Source organism: Pseudomonas sp. zfem005 (genome assembly GCF_032621735.1).
Classification (GTDB): domain Bacteria; phylum Pseudomonadota; class Gammaproteobacteria; order Pseudomonadales; family Pseudomonadaceae; genus Metapseudomonas; species Metapseudomonas solani.
In genome coordinates this window covers 302,728-328,221 of sequence record NZ_JAVYJE010000007.1, presented here as the reverse complement: position 1 = coordinate 328,221, position 25,494 = coordinate 302,728, and the positions used below count along the sequence as shown (strand labels likewise).

Below are 25,494 nucleotides of genomic sequence, written 5' to 3'. Positions count from 1 at the left end.
TCGCAGGATGGGGCGAGCGGTCAGGCCTCGGGCTCGATGAACAGCTGCTGCACCACGGAGAAGTCCTGGCGGCCCTTGCCCTGCTTGAGCAGCATCTTGTAGAGCTGCAGCGCCAGGGCGCCCATGGGGGTGCTGTTCTGGGTGAGCTGCGCGGCCTCCTGGGCCAGGCCCAGGTCCTTGGCCATCAGCTCGGCCATGAAGCCGCCCTGGTAGCCGTTACTCGCCGGTGCCGCAGCCATCACGCCGGGCCAGGGGTTGTAGCGCTCCAGCACCCAGTTGCCGCCGGAGCTCTGGCGCATGATCTCCGCCAGGGCGCTGGGGTCGAGGCCGTTGGCCACGCCCAGGGCCATGGCTTCGGCGGTGGCGATCATCTGCACCGCCAGCACCTGGTTGTTGCACACCTTGGCCACCTGGCCGGCGCCTTCCGGGCCGGCGTGGAAGATGTTCTTGCCCATGGCCGCCAGCACCGGGCGGGCCTTTTCCAGGGTGTTGCCGTCGCCGCCGACCATGAAGGTCAGGGTGCCGCCGGCGGCCCCGGCGGTGCCACCGGAAACCGGTGCGTCCAGCAGGTCGATGCCCAGCGCCTTGGCCTGGGCGTGCACCTTGCGCGCCGAGTCGGGGGCGATGGTCGAGCACTCCAGCACCAGGGTGCCGGCGCGGATGAAGGCGAGCAGGCCGTCGTCGCCCAGGTACAGGCCTTCCACATGGCGGCTGGCGGGCAGCATGCTGACCACGATCTCGACGCCGGAAACGGCGTCGTGGGCATCGTTGGCGGCCTTGGCACCTTCGGCCACCAGTTCGTCCACCGCGCTTTGCACCAGGTCGAAGACCTTGAGCTCATGGCCGGCCTTGAGCAGGTTGCGGGCCATTGGCAGGCCCATGTTGCCGAGGCCGATGAAGGCGATCTTTTTCATTGTTGTTCTCCTTGGCCGTTGTGGATGGGCTAGAGCGCTGCCAGCGGATGGGGGCCATCCCACACCGGCTCGAAGTGCGCCTCGATCACCGCGCGGGGGATGGCGGCGGCATCGGGCCAGTGCCAGCGCGGCGTGTTGTCCTTGTCGATCAGGCGCGCCCGCACGCCTTCGGAGAATTCCGGGTGGCGGCAGCAGTTCAGGCTCATGGCGTATTCCATGCGGAACACCTCGCCCAGGGACAGGTAGCGGGCACGGCGGATCTGCTCCCAGACCAGGTGCGCGGTGAGCGGGCAGCCGCCCGCCAGGGTCTTGGCGGCGCGGGCGAGGAGGGCGTCATCGTCGTGCTGCAGCGCGGTGATGGCCTTCCAGGCGGTCGGCAGGTCGGCCACGTCCAGCAGCGTGTCGATGCGCGCCCGGCGGGGCAGCCACTGGGCCGCCGGCAACTGGCCGCGGGCCTGGTGTTCCAGGGACTGCAGCAGGCTGGTGAGCTGCGCGCCGGCCTGCTCGCGCCAGTTCAGCTGCACCAGGCCGTCGAGCAGCTCAGCTTGCTGGTCTTCCAGCAGGAAGCGGTCGGCGAGCCCCAGGTCCAGGGCGTCGTGGGCGTTGATGGCGCTGGCGGTGAGGCCGAGGAACAGCCCCAGGCGGCCGGGCAGGCGGGCGAGGAACCAGCTGCCGCCGACGTCCGGGTACAGGCCGATGTTGATTTCCGGCATGCCCAGACGGCTGGAGGGGGTGACGATGCGGATGGCGGCGCCCTGCATCAGGCCCATGCCGCCGCCCAGCACATGGCCGTGGGCCCAGCAGATCAGCGGCTTGGAGTAGGTGTGGATGCGGTGGTCGAGGCGGTACTCGTCGGCGAAGAAGCGCGCCGCCAGCGGGGGCACCTCGCCGGGGTGTTCGCGACAGGCCTCCACCAGCTTGCGCACATCGCCGCCGGCGCAGAAGGCGCGCGGGCCGTTGCCGCGCAGCAGCACGCAGACGACCTCCGGGTTGCTTTCCCATTCCTGCAGCCTCGCGTCGAGGGCCTCGATCATCGGCAGGCTCAGGGCGTTGAGGCTGGCTTCGGCATCGAGGCTGGCGATGCCGATGCGGGCGCCGTGCAGGCCGACGCGTTCTTCGAACTGGATATTCATCACTTCTCCCAACGGGTGTCTTCGGGCTGGCGGCTCAGCGGTTGCGCCATTGCGGGTCGCGTTTCTCGAGGAAGGCGTTGACCCCTTCACGGGTGTCCTCGGCGTCGAACAGGTCGACGAAGCGCTCGCGCTCCTCCGGCAACCAGGTGTTCGGCCCGCGCTGGCGCGCGCCTTCGATCAGCGGCTTGATGGTGCGCACCGCCACCGGGCTCTGCCGCGCCACCTTGGCGGCCAGCAGCAGGGCGGCGCCGCGCGCCTCGCCGGTGTCCACCACCTGCTCCACCAGGCCGATGCGCAGGGCGGTTTCCGCGTCCACGCGCTCGCCGCAGAGGATCATGCGCTTGGCCCAGCCTTCGCCCACCAGCCAGGACAGCGCCTGGGTGCCGCCGGCGCAGGGCAGCAGGCCCACGGCCGCCTCGGGCAGGGCCATCAGCGACTGCCGTTCGGCGATGCGCAGGTCGCAGGCCAGGGCGCATTCCAGGCCGCCACCCATGGCGTAGCCGTTGATCGCGGCGATGGACACGCCACGGAAGTCGCGCAGGGTTTCGAAGGCTTCGCCGAAGCGCCGGGCCATCTCGCGGGCGCGGGCCTTGTCGCCATCGGCGAAGAGGTTGAGGTCGGCACCGGCGCTGAAGAACTTCGGCCCCTGGCCGGTCACCACCAGGGCGTAGACGTCGTCGTCGCGGTTGAGGTGCTCGACCACCTGCTTGAGGCCGATCAGCGAGTCGCGGTCCCAGGTGTTGGCCGGCGGATGGTTGATGGTGATCAGCGCGGTGTGCCCGTGCTTTTCCACGGTGAGCTTGTGGGTCAGGTCGAAAACGCCGGCTTGGTACGGCTCTACGGCAGTGCTCATGGAGTGCTCCTTACAACAGGCGGTCGATGCTGCCGCCCTGTTCCAGTAAACGGCGCGCCACGATGACGCGCATGATCTCGTTGGTGCCTTCGAGTATCTGGTGCACACGGGTGTCACGCACCCAGCGCTCCAGAGGGTAGTCATTCAGATAGCCATAGCCACCATGGAGTTGCAGTGCATCGTTGCAGATGTCGAAGCACTGGTCGGTGGCGAAGCGCTTGGCCATGGCGCAGTAGAGGCTGGCCTCGGCGTGGCGATGGTCCAGCCGATGGGCCGCCAGGCGCACCATCTGCCGGCTGGCGGTGAGCGCGGTGAGCATGTCGGCGAGCTTGAACTGCAGGGCCTGGAACTCAGCCAGGGGCTTGCCGAACTGCTTGCGCTCCTCGACGTAGCGCAGGCTCTGCTCCAGCGCCGCCTGGCCTGCGCCCAAGGAGCAGCTGGCGATGTTCAGGCGGCCGCCGTCCAGGCCCTTCATGGCGTAGACGAAGCCCTGGCCTTCCGGGCCGATGCGGTTGCCGGCGGGGATGCGCACGCCCTCGAAGGTGATGGTGCGGGTGGGCTGTGCGCGCCAGCCCATCTTGTCTTCGTTGCGGCCGTAGCGGATGCCCTCGACGTCGGCCGGCACCAGGAAACAGGAGATGCCCTTGGCGCCGTCTTCGCCGGTGCGCGCCATGACGATCAGCACCTGGGTGCTGCCGGCCCCGGAGATGAAGCACTTGCTGCCGTCCAGCACGTAGTGCTCGCCGTCGCGGCGTGCACGGGTGCGCAGGTGGGCGGCGTCGGAGCCGGCATCCGGCTCGGTGAGGCAATAGGACGCCAGGTGCTCGCCGCTGATCAGCCCCGGCAGCCAGCGCGCCTTGAGTTCGGCGTCGCCGAAGGAGGCGAGCATCCAGGCGGCCATGTTGTGGATGGTCAGGTAGGCGGTGGTGGCGACGCAGCCGGCGGCCAGCTGTTCGAAGATCAGCGAGGCGGACAGGCGCGAGAGGCCCAGCCCGCCGTCATCCTCGGCGATGTACAGGCCCAGGTAGCCCTGCTCGGCGGCGCGGCGGATCACCTCCACCGGGAAGTGGTGGTCACGGTCCCAGTCCGCTGCGTTCGGCGCCAGCTCGTGGCGGGTGAAGGCGGCGGCGCTGTGTACCAGCAGGCGCTGTTCATCACTGAGTTCGAAGTCCATGGCGTCTCATTGCAAGGTTGGGGGTTGGTTGCCGGCACGCCGTTCGGCCTGCCAGTCGGCGAGGCTGGGCAGGGCGCTGCTGGCGTCGAGGCGGTCGACGATTTCGAAGTAGTCCTGCTTGAGCGGGTCCTTGAGCACCTCCTCACGGGTCTTCACCCGCACGGCATAGACCGTCTGCAGGTTCTGGTGATCGAAGGGGCGCCACTGCTGCTCGTCCTTCAGCAGGCTGTATGTATGGCCTTCCAGCGCCTTGATCAGTGCCTCGCTGCTGAGGCTGCCGCTGCGTTTGGCGGCATCGGCCCATTGCTGGACGATGCTGTAGGCCGAGGCGGCGGAGCTGGAGGGGTACATCTGGTAGCGCGCCTTGAAGGCTTCGACGAAGGCCATGCCGCGCTGGGATTTCTCCAGGGCCGGCACGCGCCAGGTCCAGGGTTCGGTACCGAGCACGCCTTGCATCAGGTCAGGGCCGGCCTGCTCGATGATGCCCTGGGTGAGGTTCGGCGCGACGATCTGCATGCGCTCGGTCAGGCCCATGTCCTTGGCGATGCGCATGGCGCGCACCAGGTCTTCGCCGAACAGCACCAGGGCCAGCACCTGGGCGTCGCTGGCGGCGGCCTGGGTCAGGACGTCCTGGTAGTCGGTGAGACGTGCGCCGGGGAAGGGCACGTGCACGCCGGCGTGACGGGCGGGGTCCTGGCTGGCGGTGGCCTGGCGTAGCGAGGCTTCGGTGGTGTGGCCCCAGGTGTAGTCGGCGGTGACATAGAAATAGCGTTTGTCGGGCAGGGTCTTGTTCAGGTACTGGCCGAGCACCTTGGCGCTCATCCAGGCGTTGTTGCACTCGCGGAACATGTAGCGGTGGCCGTTCTTGCCGGTGGTGTCGTTGGAGTAGGTGAGGGTGCCGAAGTACAGCAGGCCATGGTCACGGGCACGTTCGCCGGCGGCGATGGCCACCGCGCTGGAGGCCCCGCCGAAGAGCATCACCGCGCCTTCGGCGGCCAGCTTGTCGACGTTCTTCACCGCTTTTTCCGGGCGTGAGGCGGAATCCTTGCCGGACAGGCGCAAGGGGCGGCCGAGCACCCCGCCGGTGGCGTTGAGCTCGTCGATGGCCAGCAGGGCTCCACGCATCTGTGCCAATCCCTCTTCCTTGTATGAGCCGGTGCGCGGGTAGTTGAGCCCCAGGGTGATGGGCTCAGCAGCCTGCGCACAGGCGGTGATTCCGGCCCAGAGGGCCAGAGTGGCAGTCAATCGGCGCATTGCAGTTCTCCTTGTTGTTGTTCTGCAGGGAACCTTTTACGCCGCTCGTTTTTAAGGTGAGATCATCTTTTGGTCTAACAGGGCCGACGCACTTCTCACTTCAACTGAATGGTCATGTTCGGCCCGCTCACGGGGCTGTCGTCGAACCAGCGGCTGGTGACCGTCTTGGTCTCGGTGTAGAAGCGCACCGCCTGCTTGCCGTAGGCATGCAGGTCGCCGTAGAAGGAGCCCTTCCAGCCGGTGAAGGAGAAGAATGGCAGCGGCACCGGGATCGGCACGTTGATGCCCACCTGGCCCACTTCCACCGCATGCTGGAAGTGCCGTGCGGCGCCGCCGGAACGGGTGAAGATGCTGGTGCCGTTGCCGTAGGGGCTGGCGTTGACCAGTTCGATGGCGGCGTTGAGGTCGTCCACCTCCATGCAGGCCAGCACCGGGCCGAAGATCTCTTCGCGGTACAGGCCCATCTTCGTGGTCACGCCACGGAACAGGGTCGGGCCCAGCCAGTTGCCGTCGGGGAAGCCCGCCACTTCGCAGTGGGAGCCGTCCAGCAGGCAGTCGGCGCCTTCGGCCTTGCCCTCGGCGATCAGCCGTTGCACGCGTTGCTTGGCCTGCTGGCTGATCAACGGGCCGTAGGCGGCGTGGGCGTCCTGCCAGTGGCCGGGCTTGAGCTCGGCCATCTGCGCGGCCAGCTCGGGGATCCACTCCCGCGCCGCGCCGACGAACACCGCCACGCTGATGGCCATGCAGCGCTGGCCGGCGGCGCCGCAACTGGCGCCCAGCAGGTTGCTGAGGACCTGGTCCTTGTTGGCGTCGGGCATGATCACCATGTGGTTCTTGGCGCCGGCGAAGGCCTGCACGCGCTTCAGGTGCGCGGTGCCGGTGCGGTAGATGTGCTGGCCCACCGGCACCGAGCCGACGAAGGAGATGGCGCGGATGTCCGGGTGGGTGAGCAGGGCGTCCACCTGCTCGCGGCCACCATGCAGCACCTGCAGCACGCCCTTGGGCGCGCCGGCTTCGAGGAACAGCTCGGCGAGGCGGTTGGGGGTCAGCGGATCCTGCTCGGATGGCTTGAGGATGAAGGTGTTGCCGCAGGCGATGGCCAGGGGAAACATCCACAGCGGGATCATCGCCGGGAAGTTGAAGGGGGTGATGCCGACGCACACGCCCAGGGGCTGGACCCAGCTGGCGGTGTCGATCTCGCGGGCCACGTTCTCCACCGTCTCGCCCATCATCAGGCTGGCGATGTTCGCGGCGTGCTCGGCCACCTCGATGCCGCGCCAGACGTCGCCCTTGGCATCGGCGAAGGTCTTGCCGGTCTCGCTGGCGAGGATTTCGGCCAGCTCGTCGTGGTGCTCCTTGAGCAGGTGCTGGTAGCGCAGCATCAGCCGCGCCCGTTCCGACACCGGCACCTCGCGCCAACTGGTGAAGGCCTGCTTGGCGCTGGCGATGGCGGCCTCGATTTCCTCGGGCGTTGCCTTGGGCGCCAGGGCCAGCACGGCCTGGGTCGCGGGATCGGTGACTTCGATCAGTTCGCGGGAGCGGCTGTCGCGCCATTCACCGTCGATGAGTTGCGGAATCGTCCTGGTCATCTCGTCCTCCACCCGTGCCGGGCGTCTTGTTGTTTTCTTGTCGTTATAGCGGCGCGCACGGCAGATGTGGATTGACGATCTTGTCGCCTGGATGGACGATCTTGTGATTGCAGGCCCAGACAAGAACAACCATGAGCCGCTCCGTGGAAACCTCCAACTGGCCGCTGCCGGCCAATGGCGTGCGCTTCACCACGCCACCGCGCCTGCGCCGCCTGCTGGCGCGCAACCCGCTGACGGCGGGCTGTTACCCCCTGGCCCTGGGCTTCTACCCGGAGGCTGGTGGGCACCGCATGCTGCGCCTGGCGCCGGACGATCACCTGCTCATCTACTGCCGTGCCGGCCAGGGCTGGCTGGAGACCGGGGATGGACGATTGGACGTGGTCGGCGGCGACCTGCTGCTGCTGCCCAAGGGGCGCATGCACGCCTACGGCGCCGACCCGCAGCGGCCCTGGAGCATCTATTGGGTGCATTTCGAAGGGGAGTTGGTGGAGGACTTCCTGCGCCCCCTGGGGCCGGCCGGGCTGCGCCGCATCGGTGCCCAGCCGCGCCTGCTGGCGGATTTCGACGCCTTGCTGGGGCTGCGCCGCCATGGACTCAACCCGCTGCATTTCGTCCACGCCGCCCATCAGTTGCAGACGCTGCTGACCTCGCTCGCCGTGCTGCCGGCGCGCGGGGTGCTGAAGTCCGGGCGCGTGCTGGACATCGACGCGGTGCAGGCGGTGATGCGCGCGCACCTGCACGACAGCCTCAACCTCGACCAGCTGGCGGCGCAGTTCAAGCTGTCGCGCTTTCACTTCGCCAAGACCTACCGCGCGCTGACCGGGCACGCGCCGATCCAGGATTTCATCCAGTTGAAGATGGCCCACGCTTGTCGCCTGCTCGACGAAGGCGAGCAGGGCATCCGCCAGATCGCCGAGCAACTGGGCTACGAGGACGTCTATTACTTCTCGCGGCTGTTCCGCAAGGTGGTGGGCATGGCGCCCAGCCACTACCGGGCGCTGCATCAGGGCTGATGCGATTCAGGCGTGGCCCTTGCCGCCGAGCAGCTTGAACCAGAAGCCCACCTCGCTGGCGAGCTCCGCGCGTACCGCCTCAGGCGGCAGGCTGTCGAGGCGTTCCCCCAGCAGGCGCTGCCAGGCGGGTAGCTGCACCAGCTGCTCATCGTCGAGTTCCCGCGCGGCCAACTGGCGGGCCACCTGCACCACGTCCACCAGGTCCGCCGAGCCCTTGTGCGCGCGGCACCAGTCGCTGCGGTTGCGCGCGCAGTCGATGAGCAGCGGCGGCAGCTTCCAGCTGGTGAGCACGATCACCCCGATGTCGGCGGAGAGCTGGTCGCAGAGACGCTGCAGCTCGCTCTCTTCGCGGGGGACCTCCGGCCAGCGCTCCAACTCGTCGAGCAACGGCAGGCTGCCGATGTCCTGCACCAGGCCGGCGAGCAGGGCGTCTTCCAGGGGCAGGCGCGTGAGCAACTGGGCCAGGCAGGCGCTGTGGGCGGCGCAGAGCAGGGCGGCATTCCAGCGGGTGCGGAAGACCTTCTGCAGGGCCGGGTCCTGGCTGGTGAACAGGTGCTGGATGGCGAAGCTGAGCACCAGGTTGTTGAGGCGCTGCATGCCCAGGCGCGCGATCACCTCCTGCAGGTTCACGCCCTGGCGCAGGTTGCGCAGCATCGGGGTCTCGGCGAATTGCAGCAGGTAGGCGGCAAGCGGCGGGTTGCTGTGCAGCAGGCGGGTGACCTGTTCCAGCGAGGCGTGCTCGGATGCCAGCAGCTTGCGCAGGCGCAGCGAGGTTTCCGGCATCTGCGGCACCTTGGCGTTGCCCTTGAGGAAGCTGCTGTAGAGCGAGAACTTCAGGCCATCGTGGCGGTTGTCCATCGGATGCGATCTCCTTGTCCTCCTTGATTGACAAGAGTAGAGGGCATTTTTTAGGGTGCCCGACCATTGAGCGGCCTTCGCCCGCCTCATCCGCGCTGGAAGGCGCTAGAGAACTGGAAGAGAGATGACCGAGACCGTTGATCGGATAAAGCTCGAAGCGGGTTGGAAAGAGGCCCTGCGTGACGAGTTCGACAAGCCCTACATGAAGGCGCTGGGCGAGTTCCTGCGCGCCGAGAAGGCCGCCGGCAAGGTGGTGTTCCCGCCCGGCCCGATGATTTTCAACGCGCTGAACTCCACGCCGCTGGACGAGGTGAAGGTGGTGATCATCGGCCAGGACCCTTATCACGGCCCCGGCCAGGCCCATGGCCTGTGCTTCTCGGTGCAGCCGGGCGTGCCCATCCCGCCGTCGCTGCTGAACATCTACAAGGAGCTCAAGCGCGACCTGAACATCGACATGCCCGACCACGGCCACTTGCAGAGCTGGGCCGAGCAGGGCGTGCTGCTGCTCAACACCTCCCTGACCGTGGAGCAGGCCCGGGCCGGTTCCCACGCCAACCAGGGCTGGCAGCCCTTCACCGACAGGGTGATAGAGGTCGTCAGCGCGCACCAGCCGAACCTGGTGTTCCTGCTCTGGGGCGCCCACGCGCAGAGCAAGCAGCGCCTGATCGACTCCACCAAGCACCTGGTGCTGCGTTCCGCCCACCCCTCGCCGCTGTCGGCCTACCGCGGCTTCCTCGGCAACGGCCACTTCAGCCGCTGCAACAAGTTCCTCGAACAGCACGGCCTGGCGCCCATCGATTGGAGCGTGCCGCCGCTCTGACGCCGCTGGCGCATGGCGTCACGCGCTTTGGCGCGAGCCGCCATGCGCCGGGTTATCCCCGCGCTGTAGCCTGCCGTGCATCTCTAGCGACTCACGACAGGACGCCCCATGCCCGCTTCCACCCCGATGCTGATCCTCCATGTCGGCGGCGAGCTGCTGCTGGCCAGCGCCTGCCTCCTGGCTGCCTGGCTCCATGGCCGTGAGCGCGAGGGCTGGCGGGCGGCGGGCTTCGTCTCCATGGCCCTGGCGGCGCTGGCAGGGGCGGTGCTCTATGCAGGCTTCAGCGCCGTCGACGACCTGCACCGCCAGTTGGCCTTCGTCTCCTCGCGCATCGGCTTGCCATTGATCGCGTTCGTCTGGCTGCAGGGCGCGCGGCGTCATCTGGCGCTGCTGGCCCTGGCAGCGGCGATGCTGCTGGTGCCGCCCCCTGTGGCGCTGGTGGGCAATGCGCTGGCCCTGGTGGCGCTGGCCTGGCCGGGGCGTTCCCGGCGCTGGCCGCTGGCGGTGGCCGGCTCCCTGGCCTTTCTGCTGGCGGGGCTGGTGATCGGCACCCAGGGCGACTGGCTCGGGATTCCCCGGGTCGACCTGTTCCACCTGTGCCTGGCAGGGGCGGTGCTGGCCTGGATCGGCGCGCGCCTGCGCGGCTGAGGCGGGTTCAGGCCGTCGGGCACTGCAACTGGCGGATGTCCTGCTGCAGGTCGTGCAGGCGGCTGCGCAGGCGCTCGCGCTGGCTGGCGCTGGATGCATTGAACAGGTCGGCGAGCAACTGCGACAGGGCCACCTGCCCACGTTCGAAGTGCGCCCGGTAGGCATCGCTCCAGAAGGCTTCGCGATCCTGCAGCAATGCCGCGATGCGCGGTGCGAAATCCTGGCTGTCGCGCTCGGCGAGGGCGCTGCGCAGGGCTGACTGCCAGAGCTTGCGGTTATCCACCCACAACAGGTTGCTGTCGCCCAGGCCCTCGGCCCAGGCATCCACCTTCGCCTGCTGCTGCGTGGAGAGCGTGCCGAACCAGGGCTTGAGGCGTTTCTCCATGCGTTCGCGGCGTTGCTCGACCTGCTCGTCACGCGGGATCAGGTGCTCCTTGCGCAGCTTGCGCTCCTTCTTGTCCAGCGAGGCGTTCAGTTCCTCCACCTGTTTGGAGTCGAGCCCCTGCAGCAGCGAAACGCTGGTGGGGGTGATCTCCACGGCGACGGCGTCGATCGCTTCCTTGAAGCCCTGCATGTGCTCGAGCAGTTGCCCGGCGTCCAGCCGCTCGGTCTGGCCCAGGGTTTCCACCTCCTGCAGCCAGGCGGCATAGCGCGGCAACTGGGTGCTGCAGTGCCAGCGCAGGTGCGCCTGGATGCGCGGTTCCAGCCAGGCGCGCTGGGCCTTGTTCAGGCTGACGTAGTCGTCGATGGACCAGGGGATCAGCCAGTCGAGGTTGCGGTAGGCGAGGTCCAGGCGGCTGCAGGCGCCAAGAAGCAGCAGCGCCGCGAAGAGCGGCAGCCAGCGGAGGGGAGCGAGGGCGCGCGGACGCGGCATGGGATCACCGTGGGCGGCAGGGCATGGGCAAGAGGATAGGACAGGGCCCCCGCCAAGCGGAGCGTGGGGACATATCCGTTAATCAAATGACCGCTCCTCGTGGGAGCGAATTCATTCGCGATCGGGCTTCGCTGCGCCCGGCACCCACCTATGGGCGGGCGCGCTGGCGCCAGCGGCGGTACACGGGCTCGGCGAGAAACAGCACCAGCAGCAGGCGCAGGACCTGCAGGGCGGTGACCAGGGGGACGGAAAGCTGCAGGGTCTCGGCGGTGAGGCTCATCTCGGCGATGCCGCCGGGCATCATGCCTAGGGTCAGCGAGCGGATGTCCAGGGCGGTGAGCCAGCCCAGGCCGAGGGCGCAGAGGGTGGCGGCGCCGATCATCAGCGCGGTGCCCAGCAAAGTGCGGGCGAGGAAGCTGGGGGCGCGGCGGAAGAAGGCCCGGTCGAAGTGGCAGCCCAGGCCGCTGCCGATCAGCAACTGGCCGACCTGGCTGGCGCCGGGGGGCAGGCCCAGGTGCAGGTCGTAGAGGATGCTGGCGACGGCGCTGACCAGCAGCGGTCCGAACAGCCAGGGGTTGGGCTGGCGCAGGCGTTGCCAGAGCAGCGCCAGCAGCCCACCGGCCGGCACCAGCAGGGCCAGCCAGGCCCAATCCACCGGGGCGACCGGGTGCAGCGCCGGGCCGTCGCCCAGCAGCAGCTTGAACACCGCCGGCACGCAGAGCACCACGGCCACCACGCGCAGGCTCTGCCCGGCCGCCACGCGGCTGGGGGAGGCGCCGTTGCGCAGGCCGAGGTTGACCATTTCCCCGGAGCCGCCGGGCATGCTGGAGAAGAAGGCGGTGGCCGGGTCCTCCCCGGTACGCCGCAGCAGCCAGACTGCGGCGGCGCTGGAGAGGGTGGTGAACAGGGCGCCGAAGAGGATCAGCCAGAAGTGCGCCAGCACCTGCTCCACCACGGCGGGGGAGAAGTGCAGGCCGATGCCGATGCCGATGATCCATTGCCCGGTCTTGCGGCCTCCTGGCAGATCACGGATCTGCCAGGGGGTGGTGCAGCGGAACAGGATGACCGCCACCAGGGCGCCGATCATCCAGGGCAGCGGCCAGTGGGCGAGGCTGGCCAGCAGCCCGCCCACCGCGCCCACCAGCGGGGTGGCCCACCAGGCGCGCCAGCCCTCAGGCACCGGCCAGGGCCTTGCGCTGGGCACTGCGGCGGCGCCAGATGCGCACCAGCGGCAGGGCCAGCATCACCAGCACCAGGGCCCAGGTGCCGAGGGTGATGGGGCTGGACCAGAGGATGCCCAGTTCACCGTTGGAGATGGACAGCGCACGGCGCAGGTTCTGCTCCATCAGCCCGCCGAGGATGAAGCCCAGCAGCAGCGGCGAGAGGGGGAAATCCAGCTTGCGCAGGATGTAGCCGAAGATGCCGATGGCGACCATCAGGAACAGGTCGAAGGTGGTGGCGTGCACGGCGTAGACGCCGATGGAGGTGATGATGGCGATCACCGGCACCAGCACCCAGTTGGGCACGTTGAGGATGCGGGTGAACAGCCGGATCATCGGGATGTTGAGGATCACCAGCATGAGGTTGGCGATGAACAGCGAGGCGATCAGGCCCCAGACGATGTCCGGTTGCTGCTGGAACAGCATCGGGCCGGGGGTGATGTTGTAGAGCGTCAGCGCGCCGATCATCACCGCGGTGGTGCCGGAGCCGGGAACGCCGAGGGTCAGCATCGGCACCATGGCGCCGCAGGCGGAGGCGCCGATGGCCGTTTCCGGTGCCGCCAGGCCGCGCATGTCGCCCTTGCCGAACGTGCCGCTGTCGCCGGCCAGCTTCTTCTCGGTCATGTAGGCCACGGCGCTGGCCAGGGTGGCGCCAGCACCCGGCAGCACGCCGAGGATGAAGCCCATGACCCCGCAGCGCAGGTTGACCACGGCCACCGAAGCGGCCTCCTTGACGTTGAACAGCATGCGCCCGGTGGCCTTCACCGCAACGTGGCCATGGTGGGTCTTCTCCAGCAGCAGGAGGATCTCGCTCACCGAGAACAGGCCCAGCACCAGCACCACGAACTGGATGCCGTCGGCGACGTGGATGCTGTCGAAGGTGAAGCGGTACACGCCGCTGTTGGCGTCGATGCCGATGGTGGAGAGGAACAGGCCGAGCAGGGCGGCGATGAAGGTCTTCATCGGCCGGTCGCCGGCCATGCCGCCCAGGGCGACGATGGCGAAGACCATGAGCACGAAGTACTCCGCCGGGCCGAAGGCGATAGCCCACTTGGCCAGCAGCGGGGCGAACAGCACCATGCCGCAGGTGGCGATGAAGGCGCCGATGAAGGAACTCCAGGCCGACAGCGACAGGGCCACACCGGCCAGGCCCTGGCGGGCCATGGGGTAGCCGTCGAGGGTGGTCATCACGGTGGAGGCTTCACCGGGGATGTTGAGCAGGATGGAGCTGATGCGCCCACCGTATTCGCAGCCCAGGTAGACGGCGGCGAGGAGGATCAGCGCCGACTCCGGCGGCAGGCCGAGGGCGAAGGCCACCGGAATCAGCAGGGCCACGCCGTTGATCGGGCCGAGGCCCGGCAGCAGGCCGACGATGGTACCGATCAGGGTGCCCACCAGCGCAGTGACCAGGTTGTAGGGGGAAAGGGCAACGCCGAAGCCCTGGCCCAGGTAGCTCAAGGTTTCCATGTCATCACTCCAGGAAGTCGAGGACGCCCAGCGGCAGCGGCACGTCGAGGGTCTTGTCGAACAGCAGGTAGAGGCCGACGCTGATCAGCAGCGCGGCGATGGCACTGGGCAGCCAGCGGCCGCCGTAGAGGCGCGCCATGAAGACGCCGACGAGGCTGCTGGAGAGGATGAAGCCCAGCGGCTCGAAGAGCCCGGCGTAGACCAGCAGCAGCGCGATGCACGCGGCCACCTTGCGCAGGCTGGCGGCGTCCAGCGGCTGCTCGTCGTGCGTGTGCGCCACCGGGGTGGGGCGCAGCGTCAGCCAGAGCAGCGCGGCGGCCATCAGCCCCAGCATCAGCAGGGGGAAGGCGCGCGGGCCGACCGGCTCGTAGGAGAAGGCGGCGTGGTAGTCCCAGGCCAGCACGGCAAAAACCAGGCATGCAGCGAGCCAGCCCAGACTGAACAGGCGTTGAAAAAGCATGGTGAATTCCTCGCGGATCGAAGGCGCGGAGGGCCGGCTGGCGGGGCGCTCAGCCGGCTGCGGCGGTGAGCCTTATTGGGTCAGGCCGAATTCCTGGGCCATCTGCTTGTACTGGGCGACGCGCGTTTTCACGTAGGCGTCCAGTTCCGGGCCGGTCATGGCGAAGGGGAACAGCTCGCGCTGGTCGCGCAGCTTGGCGAAGTCCTCGGAGGCCAGCAGCTGGTCGAAGGCGGCCTTCCACCAGGCGTAGTCCTCGTCGCTGACCTTGGGCCCGAGGTAGAAGCCGCGCACCACCGGCCAGCTGATGTCGTAGCCCTGTTCCTTGGCGGTGGGGATGCCGGACTTGTCGTCCCCCGGCAGGCGCTCGTCGGAGAGCACGGCGAGGATGCGCATGTTGCCGGCGAGGATGTGCGGCATGGAGTCGGAGATGTCGGTGCTGCCCACCTGGATGTGCCCGCCGAGCAGCGCGGTGGCGATTTCGCCGCCGCCTTCCAGGGCCACGTAGCGCAGGTTGCGCGGGTCGATGCCGGCGGCCTTGGCCAGCAGCGCGGTCTGCATCCAGTCCTGGCTGCCGACGGTGCCGGAGGAGCCGATCACCACCTTGCCCGGATCGGCCTTGAGGGCTTTGACCAGGTCGTCGAGGTTCTTGTAGGGCGAGTCGTTGCGCACGGCGATGGCGCCGTAGCTGGTGCCGATGCCGGCCAGCCAGCGCACGGCATTTTCGTCGAAGCGGCCGAACTTGCCCTGGGCGAGGTTGAGCAGCGAGCCACTGGACCAGGCGGTGAGGGTGCCGGCGTCACCGGGGCGCTGGGCGACCACGGCGTTGTAGGCCACCGCGCCGACGCCGCCGGGCATGTAGGTGACGCGCATCGGCTTGCTCAGCAGCTTGGCGTCCATCAGGGCGCTTTGCGCCAGCTTGCAGGTGAGGTCGAAGCCGCCGCCGGGCGCGGCCGGGGCGATGCACTCGGGGCGCTTGGGCTCGGCCAGCAGCTGGCTGGAGAGCAGCAGGCAGGATGCGGCGAGGGCGAGGCGGGTGAGGGCGATCTTCATCGGGGGTTCTCCTGTGGAGTCTTATTGTGGATCACCAGATCGGCAGGGCGTAGCTGACGATCAGGCGCAGCTCGTCCGCGTCACGGGCGAAGTTGGAACGGAAGCCGGCGTGGCGGGCGCGGAAGGTGAGGTCCTTGAGCGTGCCGCTTTGCACCACGTACTTGAATTCGACGTCGCGCTCCCATTCGCGGCCTTCCTCGGCGCTGTTGGTGACCTCGGCGTTGTCGCTGGTGATGTAGCGGGTCATGAAGCTCAGGCCGGGCACGCCCATGGCGGCGAAGTCCAGGTCGTAGCGGGCCTGCCAGGAACGCTGGTCGGCGTTGGCGAAGTCGTTGATCTGCACGAAGTTGACCAGGAAGGGGTCGGTGCCATCGATGTAGGCGAAGCCGGTGTCGCCGCTCATTCGCTGGTAGCCGAGGCCGACCTTGTGGCTGCCCTGGCCGTAGCTGAGCATGCCGTTGAGGGCGCGGTTGTCCACCTTGCCGGCGTCGGCGCGGCCGCTGTCGTCGCTGATGGCGTAGCGCAGGTCGGCGCTGAGGGTGCCGCTGCCCAGGGGCTGGCTGGCCAGCAGGCCGAAGAAGTGCTGGCGGTAGACGTCGTCCAGCTCGGCGAAGTAGTAGCGCCCGGTGAGCTGCTTGCTGAAGGCGTAGTCGGCGCCGGCCAGGTCGAAGTGCGAGCCGCTGGCACCGCTGGCGAAGCGGCGGTTCTTGTTGTTCAGGGCGAGGTCTTCGGAGTTGGTCGAGGCGCGGTCCTTGACCTCGCGCAGGCGGCCACCGTTGAAGGTCAGGCCGTCGAGTTCCTTGGAAGTCAGCAGGCCGCCCTCGAACACCTGGGGCAGGATGCGGCTGTCGCTGGCCTTGACCACCGGCAGCTCGGGGATGTGGCTGCCCAGGCGCAGCTCGCTCTTGGAGAAACGCACCTTGGCGGTGAGGCCGAGCTTGCCGTATTCGTCCGGGGTGCCGCCGTCGTCCTGCACCGGCAGCAGGTCGGTGCCGCTCTGGCCGCGACCGGAGTCGAGCTTGATGCCGAGCATGCCAAGGGCGTCCAGGCCGAAGCCGACGGTGCCTTCGGTGTAGCCGGATTCGATGTTGAGGATGAAGCCCTGGGCCCATTCGTCGCGGCGGGACTGGCCGTCGCCATCGCGGAAGTCGCGGTTCAGGTAGATGTTGCGGGCTTCGAGGGTCGCCGTGCTGTCCTTGATGAAGTCAGCCTGGGCGAAGGGGGCCAGGGTGCAGCCGGCGATGGCTAGGGTGAGGGTGCGAACAGGCGGCAGCGCCTGCCGGGAGGCAGTGAGCATCGTTGGTCTCCAATTCTTGTTTTTGTTAGCGCGGGCCCGACCATGAGCCTGCGTCTGTGGGTGGTTCTTGCCACCCTGGCCGGATGCTAGGGGGTGAAACTTTCGCCAGCCTTTCAGCGTGAAAGAAATCCCGCGTGCCATTCACAGCGGCTTTCGGGCCGTTACACTTCAGCCCGATCGCCGTTCTCCGGAGTACCCCCGCCTTGCGAATCCTGCTGGTCGAAGACCACCCCCAACTGGCCGAGAGCATCGCCCAGGCCTTCAAGGCCGTGGGCTGGACGGTGGACGTGCTGCACGACGGCGTGGCGGCCGACCTGGCCCTGGCCAGCGAGGATTACGCCCTGGCGGTGCTCGACGTGGGGCTGCCGCGCCTGGACGGTTTCGAGGTGCTGGCGCGCCTGCGCGGGCGCGGCAAGACCCTGCCGGTGCTGATGCTGACCGCGCGCGGCGAGGTGAAGGACCGGGTGCACGGCCTCAACCTGGGGGCGGACGACTACCTGGCCAAGCCCTTCGAACTCACCGAGCTGGAGGCGCGGGTCAAGGCGCTGTTGCGGCGCAGCGTGCTCGGCGGTGAACAGCAGCAGCGCTGCGGGCCCCTGCTCTATGACCTGGGGACGCGGCGCTTCAGCCTGGACGACGAGGTGCTGACCCTGACCTCCCGCGAGCAGGCGGTGCTGGAGGTGCTGATCGCCCGGCCCGGTCGGGTGATGAGCAAGGAGCAGCTGGCTTCCCAGGTGTTCGGCCTGGACCAGGACGCCAGCCCCGACGCCATCGAGATCTACATCCACCGCCTGCGCAAGAAGCTCGAAGGCAGCGCGGTGCGCATCGTCACCTTCCGTGGCCTGGGCTACCTGCTGGAACATCAGGATGCGTGAAGCCGGCAGCCTGCGGGGGCGACTGCTGCGGCGCCTGGCGGCGTTGCTGGCGGTGCTGCTGGTGATCGTCAGCATGAGCGCCTACTGGAGCGCCCGCGATGCCGCCGACACCGCCTATGACCGCACGCTGCTGGCCTCGGCGCGGGCCATTTCCGCCGGGCTCTACGAGGCGGATGGCCGGCTCAAGGCCGATGTGCCCTATGTGGCGCTGGATACCTTTGCCTACGACAGCGCGGGGCGCATTTTCTACCAGGTGACCGATATCGAGGGGAAGCTGGTTTCCGGCTACGAGAACCTGCCCGGCCCACCGAAGGGCACGCCACGTACCGATGATTACCCGGCCCTGGCGCGTTTCTACGATGCCCGTTACGACGGCGTGGACGTGCGCGTGGTGAGCCTGCTGCGGCCGGTGAGCGAGGAGAGCATCAACGGCATGGCGGAGATCCGCGTGGCCGAGACCGAGGAGGCCCGCGAGCGCCTGGCCCGCGGCCTGCTGGTGGACAGCCTGTGGCGCCTGGCAGTGATGTCGCTGGCGGCCCTGGCCCTGGTGTGGCTGGTGGTGAGCGCCGCCCTGCGCCCGCTGAACCAGCTGCGCAATGCCGTGGAGGAGCGCCAGGCCGACGACCTGCGGCCGTTGCCGGTGGTGGCGGTGCAGACCGAGCTGAAGCCACTGGTGGATGCACTGAACCAGTTCACCGAGCGTCTGCGCGGCTTGTTCCAGCGCCAGGCCGACTTTATCGCCGATGCCTCCCACGAATTGCGCACGCCGCTGGCGGCGCTAAAGGCTCGGGTGGAGCTGGGGTTGCGCGAGCGGGAGCCCGCGCAGTGGTATCGCACCCTGGAGGACACCGCCGCCAACACCGACCGGCTGACCCATCTGGCCAACCAGCTGTTGTCCCTGGCGCGCATCGAGAGCGGCGCGCGCGCCATCGCCGAGGGAGGGGCCGAGCGCATCGAGCTGGGCGCCCTGGCCCGCGAGCTGGGCATGGCCCTGGCGCCGCTGGCCCATGCGCGGGGCATCGCCCTGGCCCTGGAGGCGGAGGACATGGCCTGGGTGATGGGCGAGCAGACGCTGCTCAACGAACTGCTCAGCAACTTGGTGGACAACGCCCTGGCGCACACGCCGAAGGGCGGCAATGTGACCCTGCGGGTGCTCGCGCCGGCGGTGCTGGAGGTGGAGGATGATGGCAGCGGCATCCCCGCCGAGGACCGCGACAAGGTGTTCGAGCGCTTCTACCGGCGATCGCCGCAGGTCAGTGGCGCGGGGCTGGGCCTGGCGATAGTCGGGGAAATCTGCCGGGCGCACCTGGCGGACATCAGCCTGCATGACGGCGCCTCGGGTGGCTTGCGGGTGCGAGTCAGCTTTCCGCCGGCCTAGGGCAGCATGCTCAGCGGTTGTTGGGCTTCGAGCAGGTAGCGGGCGACCTTGCCGCTCTCGCGCAGGCGTGCCAGGCCCTGGTTGAAACGCGCCATGCGCTCGGCATTGGCCGGATCGGCACGAGATAACAGCAGGTGCAGGGAGTCGCTGCGCAGCGGACGGGCATGGAAGCTGACGCGGGCGCGCTCGGCGCTGGTGAAACCGTCCTGGAGCATGGCGATGGCGACGATCTTGTCCACCGGGAATACGTCGATGCGCCCGGCCAGCAGCATGCGCAGCCCCTGTTCCTCGCTGGGCAGGCGCTGCACCTTGAGGCGCCCCTCGCGTTCGGCACGCTGGAAGGCTTCGCCATAGTCGTAGCCGAGGGTGGCGCCGAAGCGCAGCTGGGCGAGGTCGTCGACCTGTTGCCAGTCGAGCGGCAGGTCCTTGCGGTGGAACAGGTAGTAGCCGCTTTCGATCACCGGTTCGCTGACGAAGAAGTGCTGGTCGCGCTCGGGGCTGCGTAGCCAGACCGCGCTACCGTCGCGTTCGCCGCGCTCGGCCAGGCGCAGGGCCCGGGCCCAGGGGTAGAACTCCCAGCGCACGTCGATCCCTTCCAGGGCGAAGGCTTCGGCGACGATGCGCGAGGCGACGCCCTGGTAGGGCAGCTTTTCGCCGAGATAAGGCGCCCATTCACCGTTGGTGAGGCGCAGCTCCTGGGCGGTGCAGAGGCCGCCCAGGCAGAGGGAGAGGAACAGGAGGAGGGGGCGCATCCGTTACATCCTTGAACTCCGGAATGCCCGGAGTCTAGTGAGGTTTTCGTGGATGCGCGTTACCGCCGTATTACTGCAGCATGCCCATGGCCGCTTCCATGGCGGCGGAGAGGTCCTCGTCGGCCTGCATGTCCACCTGCGGGTCGAGGCCGAGCTTGGCGAACGCCGGGATCTGGCTCCAGTCCAGCTGGGTGTAGGGGTGCTCGCTGCCCAGGTAGCTCTGCAGGGTGGCGACCTGGACGATGTCGACGTAGTCGACCTTGGGCGAGTTGCGGGTGAAGTCGAGGAACTGGCTCGGCACCTGGGCGATCGGCTCGGGGAATTCCCAGGCTCTCAGGATACGGTCGCCGATGATCGGGTGGATGCGCTCGATCACGTGGTTGAGGCTGATGGAGTCGGCCAGCAGCTCGTAGTGTTCCTCGGCGTAGGTGAGGATCGGCAGCACGCCGATCTGGTGCACCAGGCCGGCCAGGGTCGCCTGGTCCGGGGCGAGGCGGGTGTAGTGGCGGCAGAGCACGTGGCAGATGCCGGCGATCTCGGTGCTTTTGTTCCACACTTCGCGCATCTTGCGGTCGACCACGTCGGAGGTGGCCTGGAACATCTGCTCCATGGCCAGGCCGGTGGCCAGGTTGCAGGTGTAGTTGATCCCCAGGCGGCTGATGGCCATCTGCAGGTCGGTGATCTCCTTGTTGGTGCGCAGCAGCGGGCTGTTGACCACCTTGATGATGCGCGCGGTGAGGGCGGCATCGTTGCCGATCACCTTCGACAGGGCGGGGATGCTGACGTCCGGGTCCTCGGCGGCTTCGCGCACCTTGAGGGCGACCTCGGGGAGGGTCGGCAGGACCAGCTCGTCGTTGTCGATGGCGCTGATCAGTTCTTGCTGGACGCGTTCTGCGAGTTTGCTCATGGATGCTCTCTTGGAAAAAAGGGACGGGTCGGTGCTGTCTACCGCTGAATCTCGCGGTCGGCATCCAGTACGTAAGGCAGGTTCAGCAGAGTCAGGGCGGGGCCATCGGCCGCGCCCAGGTGGATCCGTCCGTCATTCACCGCATCTTCCTGAAGCACGGCGAGCAATTCGAATCCGTTTTCTGCCGGGGCCGCCAGCACCACTTCGCCCACGCTGCTCTGGTGCACCGGGGAGAAGAGTTCGGCGCCCGGCTGCGGGCGTTCCCCGGCGGGCAGGGCAAGGCGCTGCAGGCGGCGCTTGAGCTTGCCCAGGTACTGCATGCGGGCGACGATTTCCTGCCCGGTGTAGCAGCCCTTCTTGAAGCTGACGCCACCGACCGCCTGGAGGTTGATCATCTGCGGGATGAACAGCTCGCGGGTGGCGGCGAAGACCTGGCCGATGCCGGCGCGGACCTGGCCGAGCAGCCAGGCGTCCAGCGGCGCCTCGGGCAGATCGGCGGCGAGGCGGGCGTGCAGGGCGTCGGCCTGGCCGCGCGGTGCCCAGAGTTCGCTGCGGCCATCGGACAGGCGCAGGGCGATCAGACCATTGGCACGGGCCAGGCTGCCGGCTTCCGGCGGCAGTTCGAGGCCCAGGCCTTGCAGCACGGCGTCACCACCGGCGAGGCCGAAGCGCACCCAGTCGCTGCTTTCATCACCGAGGGTGGACTTGGAGAACACGGCGTACTTTTTCAGGTCGGCCAGTTGCGCGTCCAGCAGGGCGGCGTCGAGCGCCAGCAGGTAGCCGTCGCCTTCGGAAAGGATGCGGAAGCTGGAGACCATGCGGCCCTTGGGGGTGCAGCGGGCGCCGAGGCTGGCGGTCTTGTCGTCGAGGTAGGCGAGGTTGCAGGTGACCTGGCCCTGGAGGAACTTGGCGGCGTCCACGCCACGGACGGCGAGCAGGCCTTCGTGGGTGAGCGGGCAGAAGAATGCTGAGTCGGCCATTGGATATCGCAGGAATTGAGGTCCGGAGCGTCATGATAGAGCCCGGCATCCCCGTTGTCAGCGGGTGCCGCATGCCGCTCGGGCCGTTATACTGCCGCCCTCATTCCTGGAGGCGCTCTGATGGCCGACGCAACTGAACTGAACCGACTCTTCTGGCACAGCCGCCGTGGCATGCTGGAGCTCGATGTGCTGCTGGTACCTTTCGTCCGGGAGGTCTACCCGAGCCTCGGCGAGGAGGATCGGGCGCGCTTCCGCAAGCTGCTCGAATGCGAAGACCAGGACATGTTCGGCTGGTTCATGCAGCGCGGCGAGCCGGAAGACGCTGACCTGCGCTACATCGTGAAAATGATTCTGGACCGTGTCCAGCCGAAGTAGCACCTTCGAATGCCACTGGCGCCCGTCGCGGCGCCTGCTGGTGCTCTACCTGTCCCTGTTTTCCCTGGCGTTGGTGGCCGTGGCCTGTGCTGATCTGTCTGCATGGGCGCGGTTGCTGGGCGTTCTCGCCTGCCTGGCCCATGCCGGCTGGGTGCTGCCGCGCCAGGTGCTGCTGGCCCGCTCCTCTTCCGTGCGAGGCCTGCGTCTGGACGCCGATGGCTGGCGGCTGCGGCGCCACGATGGCGAATGGTTTCCCGTGCACCTGAGCCCCGACAGCCTGGCGCTGCCGATGGCGGTGCTGCTGGTCTATCGCTGCGAAGGGGCGTTGATCGGGCGGGGATTGTGCATCCCCGCCGATTCACTGGATGGCGAGAGCCACAGGCGCTTGCGCATGCACCTGCGTTTCAATCGCCATAGATGGACGGCGCCAGGATAGTGTCGCGGGCCTCGGCCAACTGCTCGGGGTAGTCGAGCGTGTAGTGCAGGCCACGGCTCTCGCGGCGCTGCATGGCCGATTCGATCATCAACTCGGCGACCTGGGCCAGGTTGCGCAGCTCGATCAGGTCGCGGCTGACCTTGTAGTTGCTGTAGAACTCGTCGATCTCGCTGAGCAGCAGGCGCACCCGGTGCTGGGCGCGCTGCAGGCGCTTGTTGGTGCGCACGATGCCGACGTAGTCCCACATGAATCGCCGCAGTTCGTCCCAGTTGTGCGCAATGATCACGTCTTCGTCCGAGTCGGTGACCTGGCTGGCGTCCCAGGCCGGCAGGCTGGCGGGCAGGGGAATGGCGTCGAGCTGGGCGAGCATGTCCTGGGCGGCGGCGCGGGCGTAGACGAAGCATTCCAGCAGCGAGTTGCTGGCCATGCGGTTGGCGCCGTGCAGGCCGGTGAAGCTGGTTTCGCCGATGGCGTAGAGGCCGGGGATGTCGGTATGGCCGTCCTTGTCCACCACCACGCCACCGCAGGTGTAGTGCGCCGCCGGCACCACCGGGATGGGCTGGCGGGTGATGTCGATGCCGAAGTCCAGGCAGCGCTCATAAACGGTGGGGAAGTGGTTTTTGACGAACTCGGCGGGCTTGTGGCTGATGTCCAGGTAGACGCAGTCGATGCCCAGGCGCTTCATCTCGTGGTCGATGGCGCGGGCGACGATGTCGCGCGGGGCCAGTTCGGCGCGCTGGTCGAAGCGCTGCATGAAACGTTCGCCGTTGGGCAGCTTGAGCAGGCCGCCTTCGCCACGCACGGCTTCGGTGATGAGGAAGCTCTTGGCCTGTGGGTGGTAGAGGCAGGTGGGATGGAACTGGTTGAACTCCAGGTTGCCCACCCGGCAGCCGGCGCGCCAGGCCATGGCGATGCCGTCGCCACAGGCGCCGTCGGGGTTGCTGGTATAGAGGTAGACCTTGGCCGCGCCGCCGGAGGCGAGGGCGGTGAAGCGCGCGCCGTAGGTGTCGACTTCGCCGCTGGCGCGGTTGAGCACGTAGGCGCCGAGGCAACGGTGGCCATCCAGGCCGAGCTTGCGCTCGGTGATCAGGTCGACGGCGACGCGCTGTTCCAGCAGCTCGATGTTCGGGCGTTGGCGGGCCTGGGCCAGCAGGGTATTGAAGATGGCGGCGCCGGTGGCGTCGGCGGCATGGATGATTCGCCGGTGGCTGTGGCCGCCTTCGCGGGTGAGGTGGAATTCGAAGCCACCGTCCTCGCGGTCATGTTCGTCATCGCGGGTGAAGGGCACGCCCTGGTCGATCAGCCACTGGATGGCCTGGCGGCTGTTTTCCACGGTGAAGCGCACGGCGTCTTCGCGGCAGAGTCCGGCGCCGGCGACGAGAGTGTCCTCGACATGGGAGTCCACCGTATCGGTGTCATCCAGAACCGCCGCGACACCGCCCTGGGCCCAATAGGTTGACCCGTTGGAAAGGTCACCTTTACTCAGGACGGCGATGCGCAGGTGCGCGGGTAACGTCAGCGCCAAAGTGAGGCCGGCCGCACCGCTGCCGATCACCAGGACGTCGTGCTGAAAGTGTTGGCTCATGTCGGGTTCCCGCGAAAATGCGGCCACTAGTATATAGAGGGGGTGGGCGGCACAATAGCGGGCTTATGTCCGGTAGAGAATCCTGGGAACTTTCTTAGTCCTCATGGTTTCTTACTTCCGTCGCACATGAGATGACATGCTTGCTGAGTTGTGCCGCGGTGCGCTTCTTGCGCTCCAGGCAGCGGCAAATCAGGCGAAAAATTATCCGCGCAGCAGTGGCCAGTGCCTTGCTGCGCGATTCCGTGCAAGACGGAAACAGTCTTGTAGGAAGCTTGCTTGGAGGGGAGAACTTTTGCGCAACGCCCGAGTCTATTTTGGCAAGCCGATCCACTGGCTGGCGCAACGCCCCTCGAGCTCCAACGAGGAGTGTCCATGCTAACCCAGGAACAGGATCAGCAACTGGTCGAACGGGTGCAGCGAGGCGACAAACGAGCTTTCGATCTTCTGGTGCTGAAGTATCAGCACAAGATACTGGGGCTGATCGTGCGATTCGTCCACGACGCCCAGGAAGCTCAGGATGTTGCTCAGGAGGCCTTCATCAAGGCCTATCGCGCACTTGGTAATTTTCGCGGTGACAGCGCTTTCTATACATGGCTGTACCGCATCGCCATCAACACGGCGAAGAACCATCTGGTGGCGCGCGGTCGGCGCCCTCCGGATAGCGATGTAAGTGCCGAGGATGCGGAGTTCTACGACGGCGATCATGCCCTCAAGGACAACGAATCACCGGAACGAGCATTGCTGCGGGATGAGATCGAAGGCACCGTCCATCGGACCATTCAGCAATTGCCGGAAGATTTGCGTACTGCACTGACTTTACGTGAATTCGATGGTCTGAGTTACGAGGACATCGCCAGCGTCATGCAATGTCCGGTTGGTACGGTTCGCTCGCGTATTTTCAGGGCGCGAGAAGCTATCGATAAAGCCCTGCAACCTTTGTTGCAGGAATCCTGAGACAGCGGCGACAGCTAAGAGAGGAATCGCCATGAGTCGTGAAGCCCTGCAGGAATCGCTGTCCGCGGTGATGGATAACGAAGCGGATGAACTGGAGTTGCGGCGTGTGCTCGCTTCCAGCGGCGATGAGGAGCTGCGTTCCACCTGGTCCCGTTACCAGATCGCCCGTGCCGTGATGCACAAGGAACTGATCGAGCCGCGCCTCGACATCGCCGCTGCGGTTTCCGCCGCGCTGGCCGATGAAGCGTTGCCCGCTCAGCCCGTTCGCGGTCCTTGGCGCAACCTTGGCCGCCTGGCCGTCGCCGCTTCGGTGACCCTGGCCGTGCTGGCAGGTGTGCGCATGTACAACCAGGACGAGGTGGGCACCCAGCAACTGGCTCAGCAAGGCGCATCGCAGCCGGTGATCAGTGCACCGCAGGCGAGCCAGGGCACCGTCCTGGCCGGCTACAGCACCGATTCGCAAGGCGTGCGTCCGCCGCTGTCCGGTGCCGCGCAAGCGACGTCCGGCTGGCATGACCAGCGTCTGCCGGCGTACCTGCGTCAGCATGCGCAGCAGGCTGCCATGAGTGGGACCGACAGTGCGCTGCCGTACGCACGTGCTGCCAGTCTGGAAAGCCGCTAAGGAGAA

26 protein-coding genes are annotated in these 25,494 nt (G+C 67.7%); 9 read left to right on the top strand and 17 right to left on the bottom strand.

The window, feature by feature from the left end:
- Nucleotides 1–20: 20 nt before the first annotated feature.
- From mmsB to RTW82_RS17625, 6 genes are all read right to left on the bottom strand, one after another.
- On the bottom strand, nt 21–914 hold the full coding sequence (gene mmsB / locus RTW82_RS17650; protein WP_021221267.1) for a 3-hydroxyisobutyrate dehydrogenase: 894 nt from the start codon (nt 912–914) through the stop codon (nt 21–23).
- 29 nt (nt 915–943) lie between these two features.
- Nucleotides 944–2,047 (bottom strand): enoyl-CoA hydratase/isomerase family protein, encoded by a 1,104-nt coding sequence (locus tag RTW82_RS17645; RefSeq protein WP_316925859.1) that lies wholly within the window; start codon nt 2,045–2,047, stop codon nt 944–946.
- Between the two features lie 34 nt (nt 2,048–2,081).
- On the bottom strand, nt 2,082–2,900 hold the full coding sequence (locus tag RTW82_RS17640) for an enoyl-CoA hydratase (protein ID WP_184487789.1): 819 nt from the start codon (nt 2,898–2,900) through the stop codon (nt 2,082–2,084).
- 10 nt (nt 2,901–2,910) lie between these two features.
- Nucleotides 2,911–4,074: an isobutyryl-CoA dehydrogenase gene (locus RTW82_RS17635; RefSeq protein ID WP_316925858.1), complete on the bottom strand. Its 1,164-nt coding sequence runs from the start codon at nt 4,072–4,074 to the stop codon at nt 2,911–2,913.
- 6 nt (nt 4,075–4,080) lie between these two features.
- A complete protein-coding gene (locus RTW82_RS17630; RefSeq protein WP_316925857.1) occupies nt 4,081–5,328 on the bottom strand; it encodes an ABC transporter substrate-binding protein in 1,248 nt (415 codons plus the stop codon).
- A 95-nt stretch (nt 5,329–5,423) separates the two neighbouring features.
- Nucleotides 5,424–6,917 (bottom strand): CoA-acylating methylmalonate-semialdehyde dehydrogenase, encoded by a 1,494-nt coding sequence (locus RTW82_RS17625; protein WP_021221262.1) that lies wholly within the window; start codon nt 6,915–6,917, stop codon nt 5,424–5,426.
- A gap of 131 nt (nt 6,918–7,048) precedes the next feature.
- Between RTW82_RS17625 and RTW82_RS17620 the strand changes: the two genes are divergently transcribed.
- Nucleotides 7,049–7,930, top strand: coding sequence for an AraC family transcriptional regulator (locus RTW82_RS17620; protein ID WP_021221261.1), 882 nt, complete (start codon nt 7,049–7,051; stop codon nt 7,928–7,930).
- 6 nt (nt 7,931–7,936) lie between these two features.
- On the opposite strand, the gene RTW82_RS17615 is transcribed toward RTW82_RS17620, so the two are convergent.
- Nucleotides 7,937–8,788, bottom strand: coding sequence for an HDOD domain-containing protein (locus RTW82_RS17615; protein ID WP_021221260.1), 852 nt, complete (start codon nt 8,786–8,788; stop codon nt 7,937–7,939).
- Nucleotides 8,789–8,912: 124 nt separating this feature from the next.
- Between RTW82_RS17615 and ung the strand changes: the two genes are divergently transcribed.
- Both ung and RTW82_RS17605 read left to right on the top strand, forming a co-directional pair.
- Nucleotides 8,913–9,608, top strand: a complete 696-nt coding sequence (gene ung / locus RTW82_RS17610; protein WP_043245209.1) for a uracil-DNA glycosylase — start codon at nt 8,913–8,915, stop codon at nt 9,606–9,608.
- 108 nt (nt 9,609–9,716) lie between these two features.
- Complete coding sequence (locus tag RTW82_RS17605) at nt 9,717–10,256, top strand: hypothetical protein (protein ID WP_316925856.1); 540 nt, start codon at nt 9,717–9,719, stop codon at nt 10,254–10,256.
- A 7-nt stretch (nt 10,257–10,263) separates the two neighbouring features.
- On the opposite strand, the gene RTW82_RS17600 is transcribed toward RTW82_RS17605, so the two are convergent.
- The 6 genes from RTW82_RS17600 to RTW82_RS17575 all read right to left on the bottom strand — a co-directional run bounded on the left by RTW82_RS17600 (nt 10,264) and on the right by RTW82_RS17575 (nt 16,624).
- Nucleotides 10,264–11,130 (bottom strand): DUF6279 family lipoprotein, encoded by an 867-nt coding sequence (locus RTW82_RS17600; RefSeq protein WP_316925855.1) that lies wholly within the window; start codon nt 11,128–11,130, stop codon nt 10,264–10,266.
- Nucleotides 11,131–11,278: 148 nt separating this feature from the next.
- Nucleotides 11,279–12,310: an AbrB family transcriptional regulator gene (locus RTW82_RS17595; RefSeq protein WP_316925854.1), complete on the bottom strand. Its 1,032-nt coding sequence runs from the start codon at nt 12,308–12,310 to the stop codon at nt 11,279–11,281.
- A complete protein-coding gene (locus RTW82_RS17590) occupies nt 12,303–13,817 on the bottom strand; it encodes a tripartite tricarboxylate transporter permease (protein WP_021221255.1) in 1,515 nt (504 codons plus the stop codon). The genes RTW82_RS17595 and RTW82_RS17590 overlap by 8 nt, the downstream gene beginning before the upstream one ends.
- Nucleotides 13,818–13,821: 4 nt before the next feature.
- On the bottom strand, nt 13,822–14,277 hold the full coding sequence (locus RTW82_RS17585) for a tripartite tricarboxylate transporter TctB family protein (protein WP_316925853.1): 456 nt from the start codon (nt 14,275–14,277) through the stop codon (nt 13,822–13,824).
- Between the two features lie 72 nt (nt 14,278–14,349).
- Complete coding sequence (locus tag RTW82_RS17580; RefSeq protein ID WP_263403660.1) at nt 14,350–15,327, bottom strand: Bug family tripartite tricarboxylate transporter substrate binding protein; 978 nt, start codon at nt 15,325–15,327, stop codon at nt 14,350–14,352.
- 31 nt (nt 15,328–15,358) lie between these two features.
- Entirely contained in the window at nt 15,359–16,624 is a 1,266-nt protein-coding gene (locus tag RTW82_RS17575) for an OprD family porin (RefSeq protein WP_263403661.1), read from the bottom strand.
- Between the two features lie 203 nt (nt 16,625–16,827).
- Between RTW82_RS17575 and RTW82_RS17570 the strand changes: the two genes are divergently transcribed.
- Both RTW82_RS17570 and RTW82_RS17565 read left to right on the top strand, forming a co-directional pair.
- Nucleotides 16,828–17,499, top strand: coding sequence for a response regulator (locus tag RTW82_RS17570; protein WP_021221251.1), 672 nt, complete (start codon nt 16,828–16,830; stop codon nt 17,497–17,499).
- Nucleotides 17,492–18,877, top strand: a complete 1,386-nt coding sequence (locus RTW82_RS17565) for a sensor histidine kinase (RefSeq protein WP_316925852.1) — start codon at nt 17,492–17,494, stop codon at nt 18,875–18,877. Before RTW82_RS17570 ends, RTW82_RS17565 begins: the two co-directional genes overlap by 8 nt.
- Here the strand turns inward: RTW82_RS17565 and RTW82_RS17560 are convergent.
- The 3 genes from RTW82_RS17560 to RTW82_RS17550 all read right to left on the bottom strand — a co-directional run bounded on the left by RTW82_RS17560 (nt 18,874) and on the right by RTW82_RS17550 (nt 21,516).
- Nucleotides 18,874–19,629, bottom strand: a complete 756-nt coding sequence (locus tag RTW82_RS17560) for a substrate-binding periplasmic protein (protein ID WP_316925851.1) — start codon at nt 19,627–19,629, stop codon at nt 18,874–18,876. The two genes, RTW82_RS17565 and RTW82_RS17560, sit on opposite strands and share 4 nt — an antisense overlap.
- A 70-nt stretch (nt 19,630–19,699) precedes the next feature.
- Nucleotides 19,700–20,536, bottom strand: coding sequence for an HDOD domain-containing protein (locus tag RTW82_RS17555; RefSeq protein ID WP_316925850.1), 837 nt, complete (start codon nt 20,534–20,536; stop codon nt 19,700–19,702).
- A 38-nt stretch (nt 20,537–20,574) separates the two neighbouring features.
- Nucleotides 20,575–21,516, bottom strand: coding sequence for a folate-binding protein (locus RTW82_RS17550; protein WP_316925849.1), 942 nt, complete (start codon nt 21,514–21,516; stop codon nt 20,575–20,577).
- Nucleotides 21,517–21,636: 120 nt separating this feature from the next.
- Here RTW82_RS17550 and RTW82_RS17545 point away from each other — a divergent pair, with 120 nt between their 5' ends.
- On the top strand, nt 21,637–21,891 hold the full coding sequence (locus RTW82_RS17545; protein ID WP_316925848.1) for a succinate dehydrogenase assembly factor 2: 255 nt from the start codon (nt 21,637–21,639) through the stop codon (nt 21,889–21,891).
- Nucleotides 21,875–22,327: a protein YgfX gene (locus RTW82_RS17540; protein ID WP_316925847.1), complete on the top strand. Its 453-nt coding sequence runs from the start codon at nt 21,875–21,877 to the stop codon at nt 22,325–22,327. The genes RTW82_RS17545 and RTW82_RS17540 overlap by 17 nt, the downstream gene beginning before the upstream one ends.
- Here RTW82_RS17540 and nadB read toward each other — a convergent pair.
- On the bottom strand, nt 22,296–23,912 hold the full coding sequence (nadB, locus tag RTW82_RS17535; RefSeq protein WP_316925846.1) for an L-aspartate oxidase: 1,617 nt from the start codon (nt 23,910–23,912) through the stop codon (nt 22,296–22,298). The two genes, RTW82_RS17540 and nadB, sit on opposite strands and share 32 nt — an antisense overlap.
- Nucleotides 23,913–24,284: 372 nt before the next feature.
- Between nadB and rpoE the strand changes: the two genes are divergently transcribed.
- A complete protein-coding gene (rpoE, locus tag RTW82_RS17530) occupies nt 24,285–24,866 on the top strand; it encodes an RNA polymerase sigma factor RpoE (RefSeq protein ID WP_021221243.1) in 582 nt (193 codons plus the stop codon).
- A gap of 31 nt (nt 24,867–24,897) precedes the next feature.
- Entirely contained in the window at nt 24,898–25,488 is a 591-nt protein-coding gene (locus RTW82_RS17525; RefSeq protein WP_021221242.1) for a sigma-E factor negative regulatory protein, read from the top strand.
- The last annotated feature ends 6 nt before the right edge of the window (nt 25,489–25,494 follow it).

Excerpts from the sequence above, each read along its gene's own strand:
- mmsB (WP_021221267.1), bottom strand. The coding sequence starts at position 914 with ATGAAAAAGATCGCCTTCATCGGCCTCGGCAACATGGGCCTGCCAATG.
- RTW82_RS17645 (WP_316925859.1), bottom strand. The coding sequence starts at position 2,047 with ATGAATATCCAGTTCGAAGAACGCGTCGGCCTGCACGGCGCCCGCATC.
- RTW82_RS17640 (WP_184487789.1), bottom strand. The coding sequence starts at position 2,900 with ATGAGCACTGCCGTAGAGCCGTACCAAGCCGGCGTTTTCGACCTGACC.
- RTW82_RS17635 (WP_316925858.1), bottom strand. The coding sequence starts at position 4,074 with ATGGACTTCGAACTCAGTGATGAACAGCGCCTGCTGGTACACAGCGCC.
- RTW82_RS17630 (WP_316925857.1), bottom strand. The coding sequence starts at position 5,328 with ATGCGCCGATTGACTGCCACTCTGGCCCTCTGGGCCGGAATCACCGCC.
- RTW82_RS17625 (WP_021221262.1), bottom strand. The coding sequence starts at position 6,917 with ATGACCAGGACGATTCCGCAACTCATCGACGGTGAATGGCGCGACAGC.
- RTW82_RS17620 (WP_021221261.1), top strand. The coding sequence starts at position 7,049 with ATGAGCCGCTCCGTGGAAACCTCCAACTGGCCGCTGCCGGCCAATGGC.
- RTW82_RS17615 (WP_021221260.1), bottom strand. The coding sequence starts at position 8,788 with ATGGACAACCGCCACGATGGCCTGAAGTTCTCGCTCTACAGCAGCTTC.
- ung (WP_043245209.1), top strand. The coding sequence starts at position 8,913 with ATGACCGAGACCGTTGATCGGATAAAGCTCGAAGCGGGTTGGAAAGAG.
- RTW82_RS17605 (WP_316925856.1), top strand. The coding sequence starts at position 9,717 with ATGCCCGCTTCCACCCCGATGCTGATCCTCCATGTCGGCGGCGAGCTG.
- RTW82_RS17600 (WP_316925855.1), bottom strand. The coding sequence starts at position 11,130 with ATGCCGCGTCCGCGCGCCCTCGCTCCCCTCCGCTGGCTGCCGCTCTTC.
- RTW82_RS17590 (WP_021221255.1), bottom strand. The coding sequence starts at position 13,817 with ATGGAAACCTTGAGCTACCTGGGCCAGGGCTTCGGCGTTGCCCTTTCC.
- RTW82_RS17585 (WP_316925853.1), bottom strand. The coding sequence starts at position 14,277 with ATGCTTTTTCAACGCCTGTTCAGTCTGGGCTGGCTCGCTGCATGCCTG.
- RTW82_RS17580 (WP_263403660.1), bottom strand. The coding sequence starts at position 15,327 with ATGAAGATCGCCCTCACCCGCCTCGCCCTCGCCGCATCCTGCCTGCTG.
- RTW82_RS17575 (WP_263403661.1), bottom strand. The coding sequence starts at position 16,624 with ATGCTCACTGCCTCCCGGCAGGCGCTGCCGCCTGTTCGCACCCTCACC.
- RTW82_RS17565 (WP_316925852.1), top strand. The coding sequence starts at position 17,492 with ATGCGTGAAGCCGGCAGCCTGCGGGGGCGACTGCTGCGGCGCCTGGCG.
- RTW82_RS17560 (WP_316925851.1), bottom strand. The coding sequence starts at position 19,629 with ATGCGCCCCCTCCTCCTGTTCCTCTCCCTCTGCCTGGGCGGCCTCTGC.
- RTW82_RS17555 (WP_316925850.1), bottom strand. The coding sequence starts at position 20,536 with ATGAGCAAACTCGCAGAACGCGTCCAGCAAGAACTGATCAGCGCCATC.
- RTW82_RS17550 (WP_316925849.1), bottom strand. The coding sequence starts at position 21,516 with ATGGCCGACTCAGCATTCTTCTGCCCGCTCACCCACGAAGGCCTGCTC.
- RTW82_RS17545 (WP_316925848.1), top strand. The coding sequence starts at position 21,637 with ATGGCCGACGCAACTGAACTGAACCGACTCTTCTGGCACAGCCGCCGT.
- nadB (WP_316925846.1), bottom strand. The coding sequence starts at position 23,912 with ATGAGCCAACACTTTCAGCACGACGTCCTGGTGATCGGCAGCGGTGCG.
- rpoE (WP_021221243.1), top strand. The coding sequence starts at position 24,285 with ATGCTAACCCAGGAACAGGATCAGCAACTGGTCGAACGGGTGCAGCGA.
- RTW82_RS17525 (WP_021221242.1), top strand. The coding sequence starts at position 24,898 with ATGAGTCGTGAAGCCCTGCAGGAATCGCTGTCCGCGGTGATGGATAAC.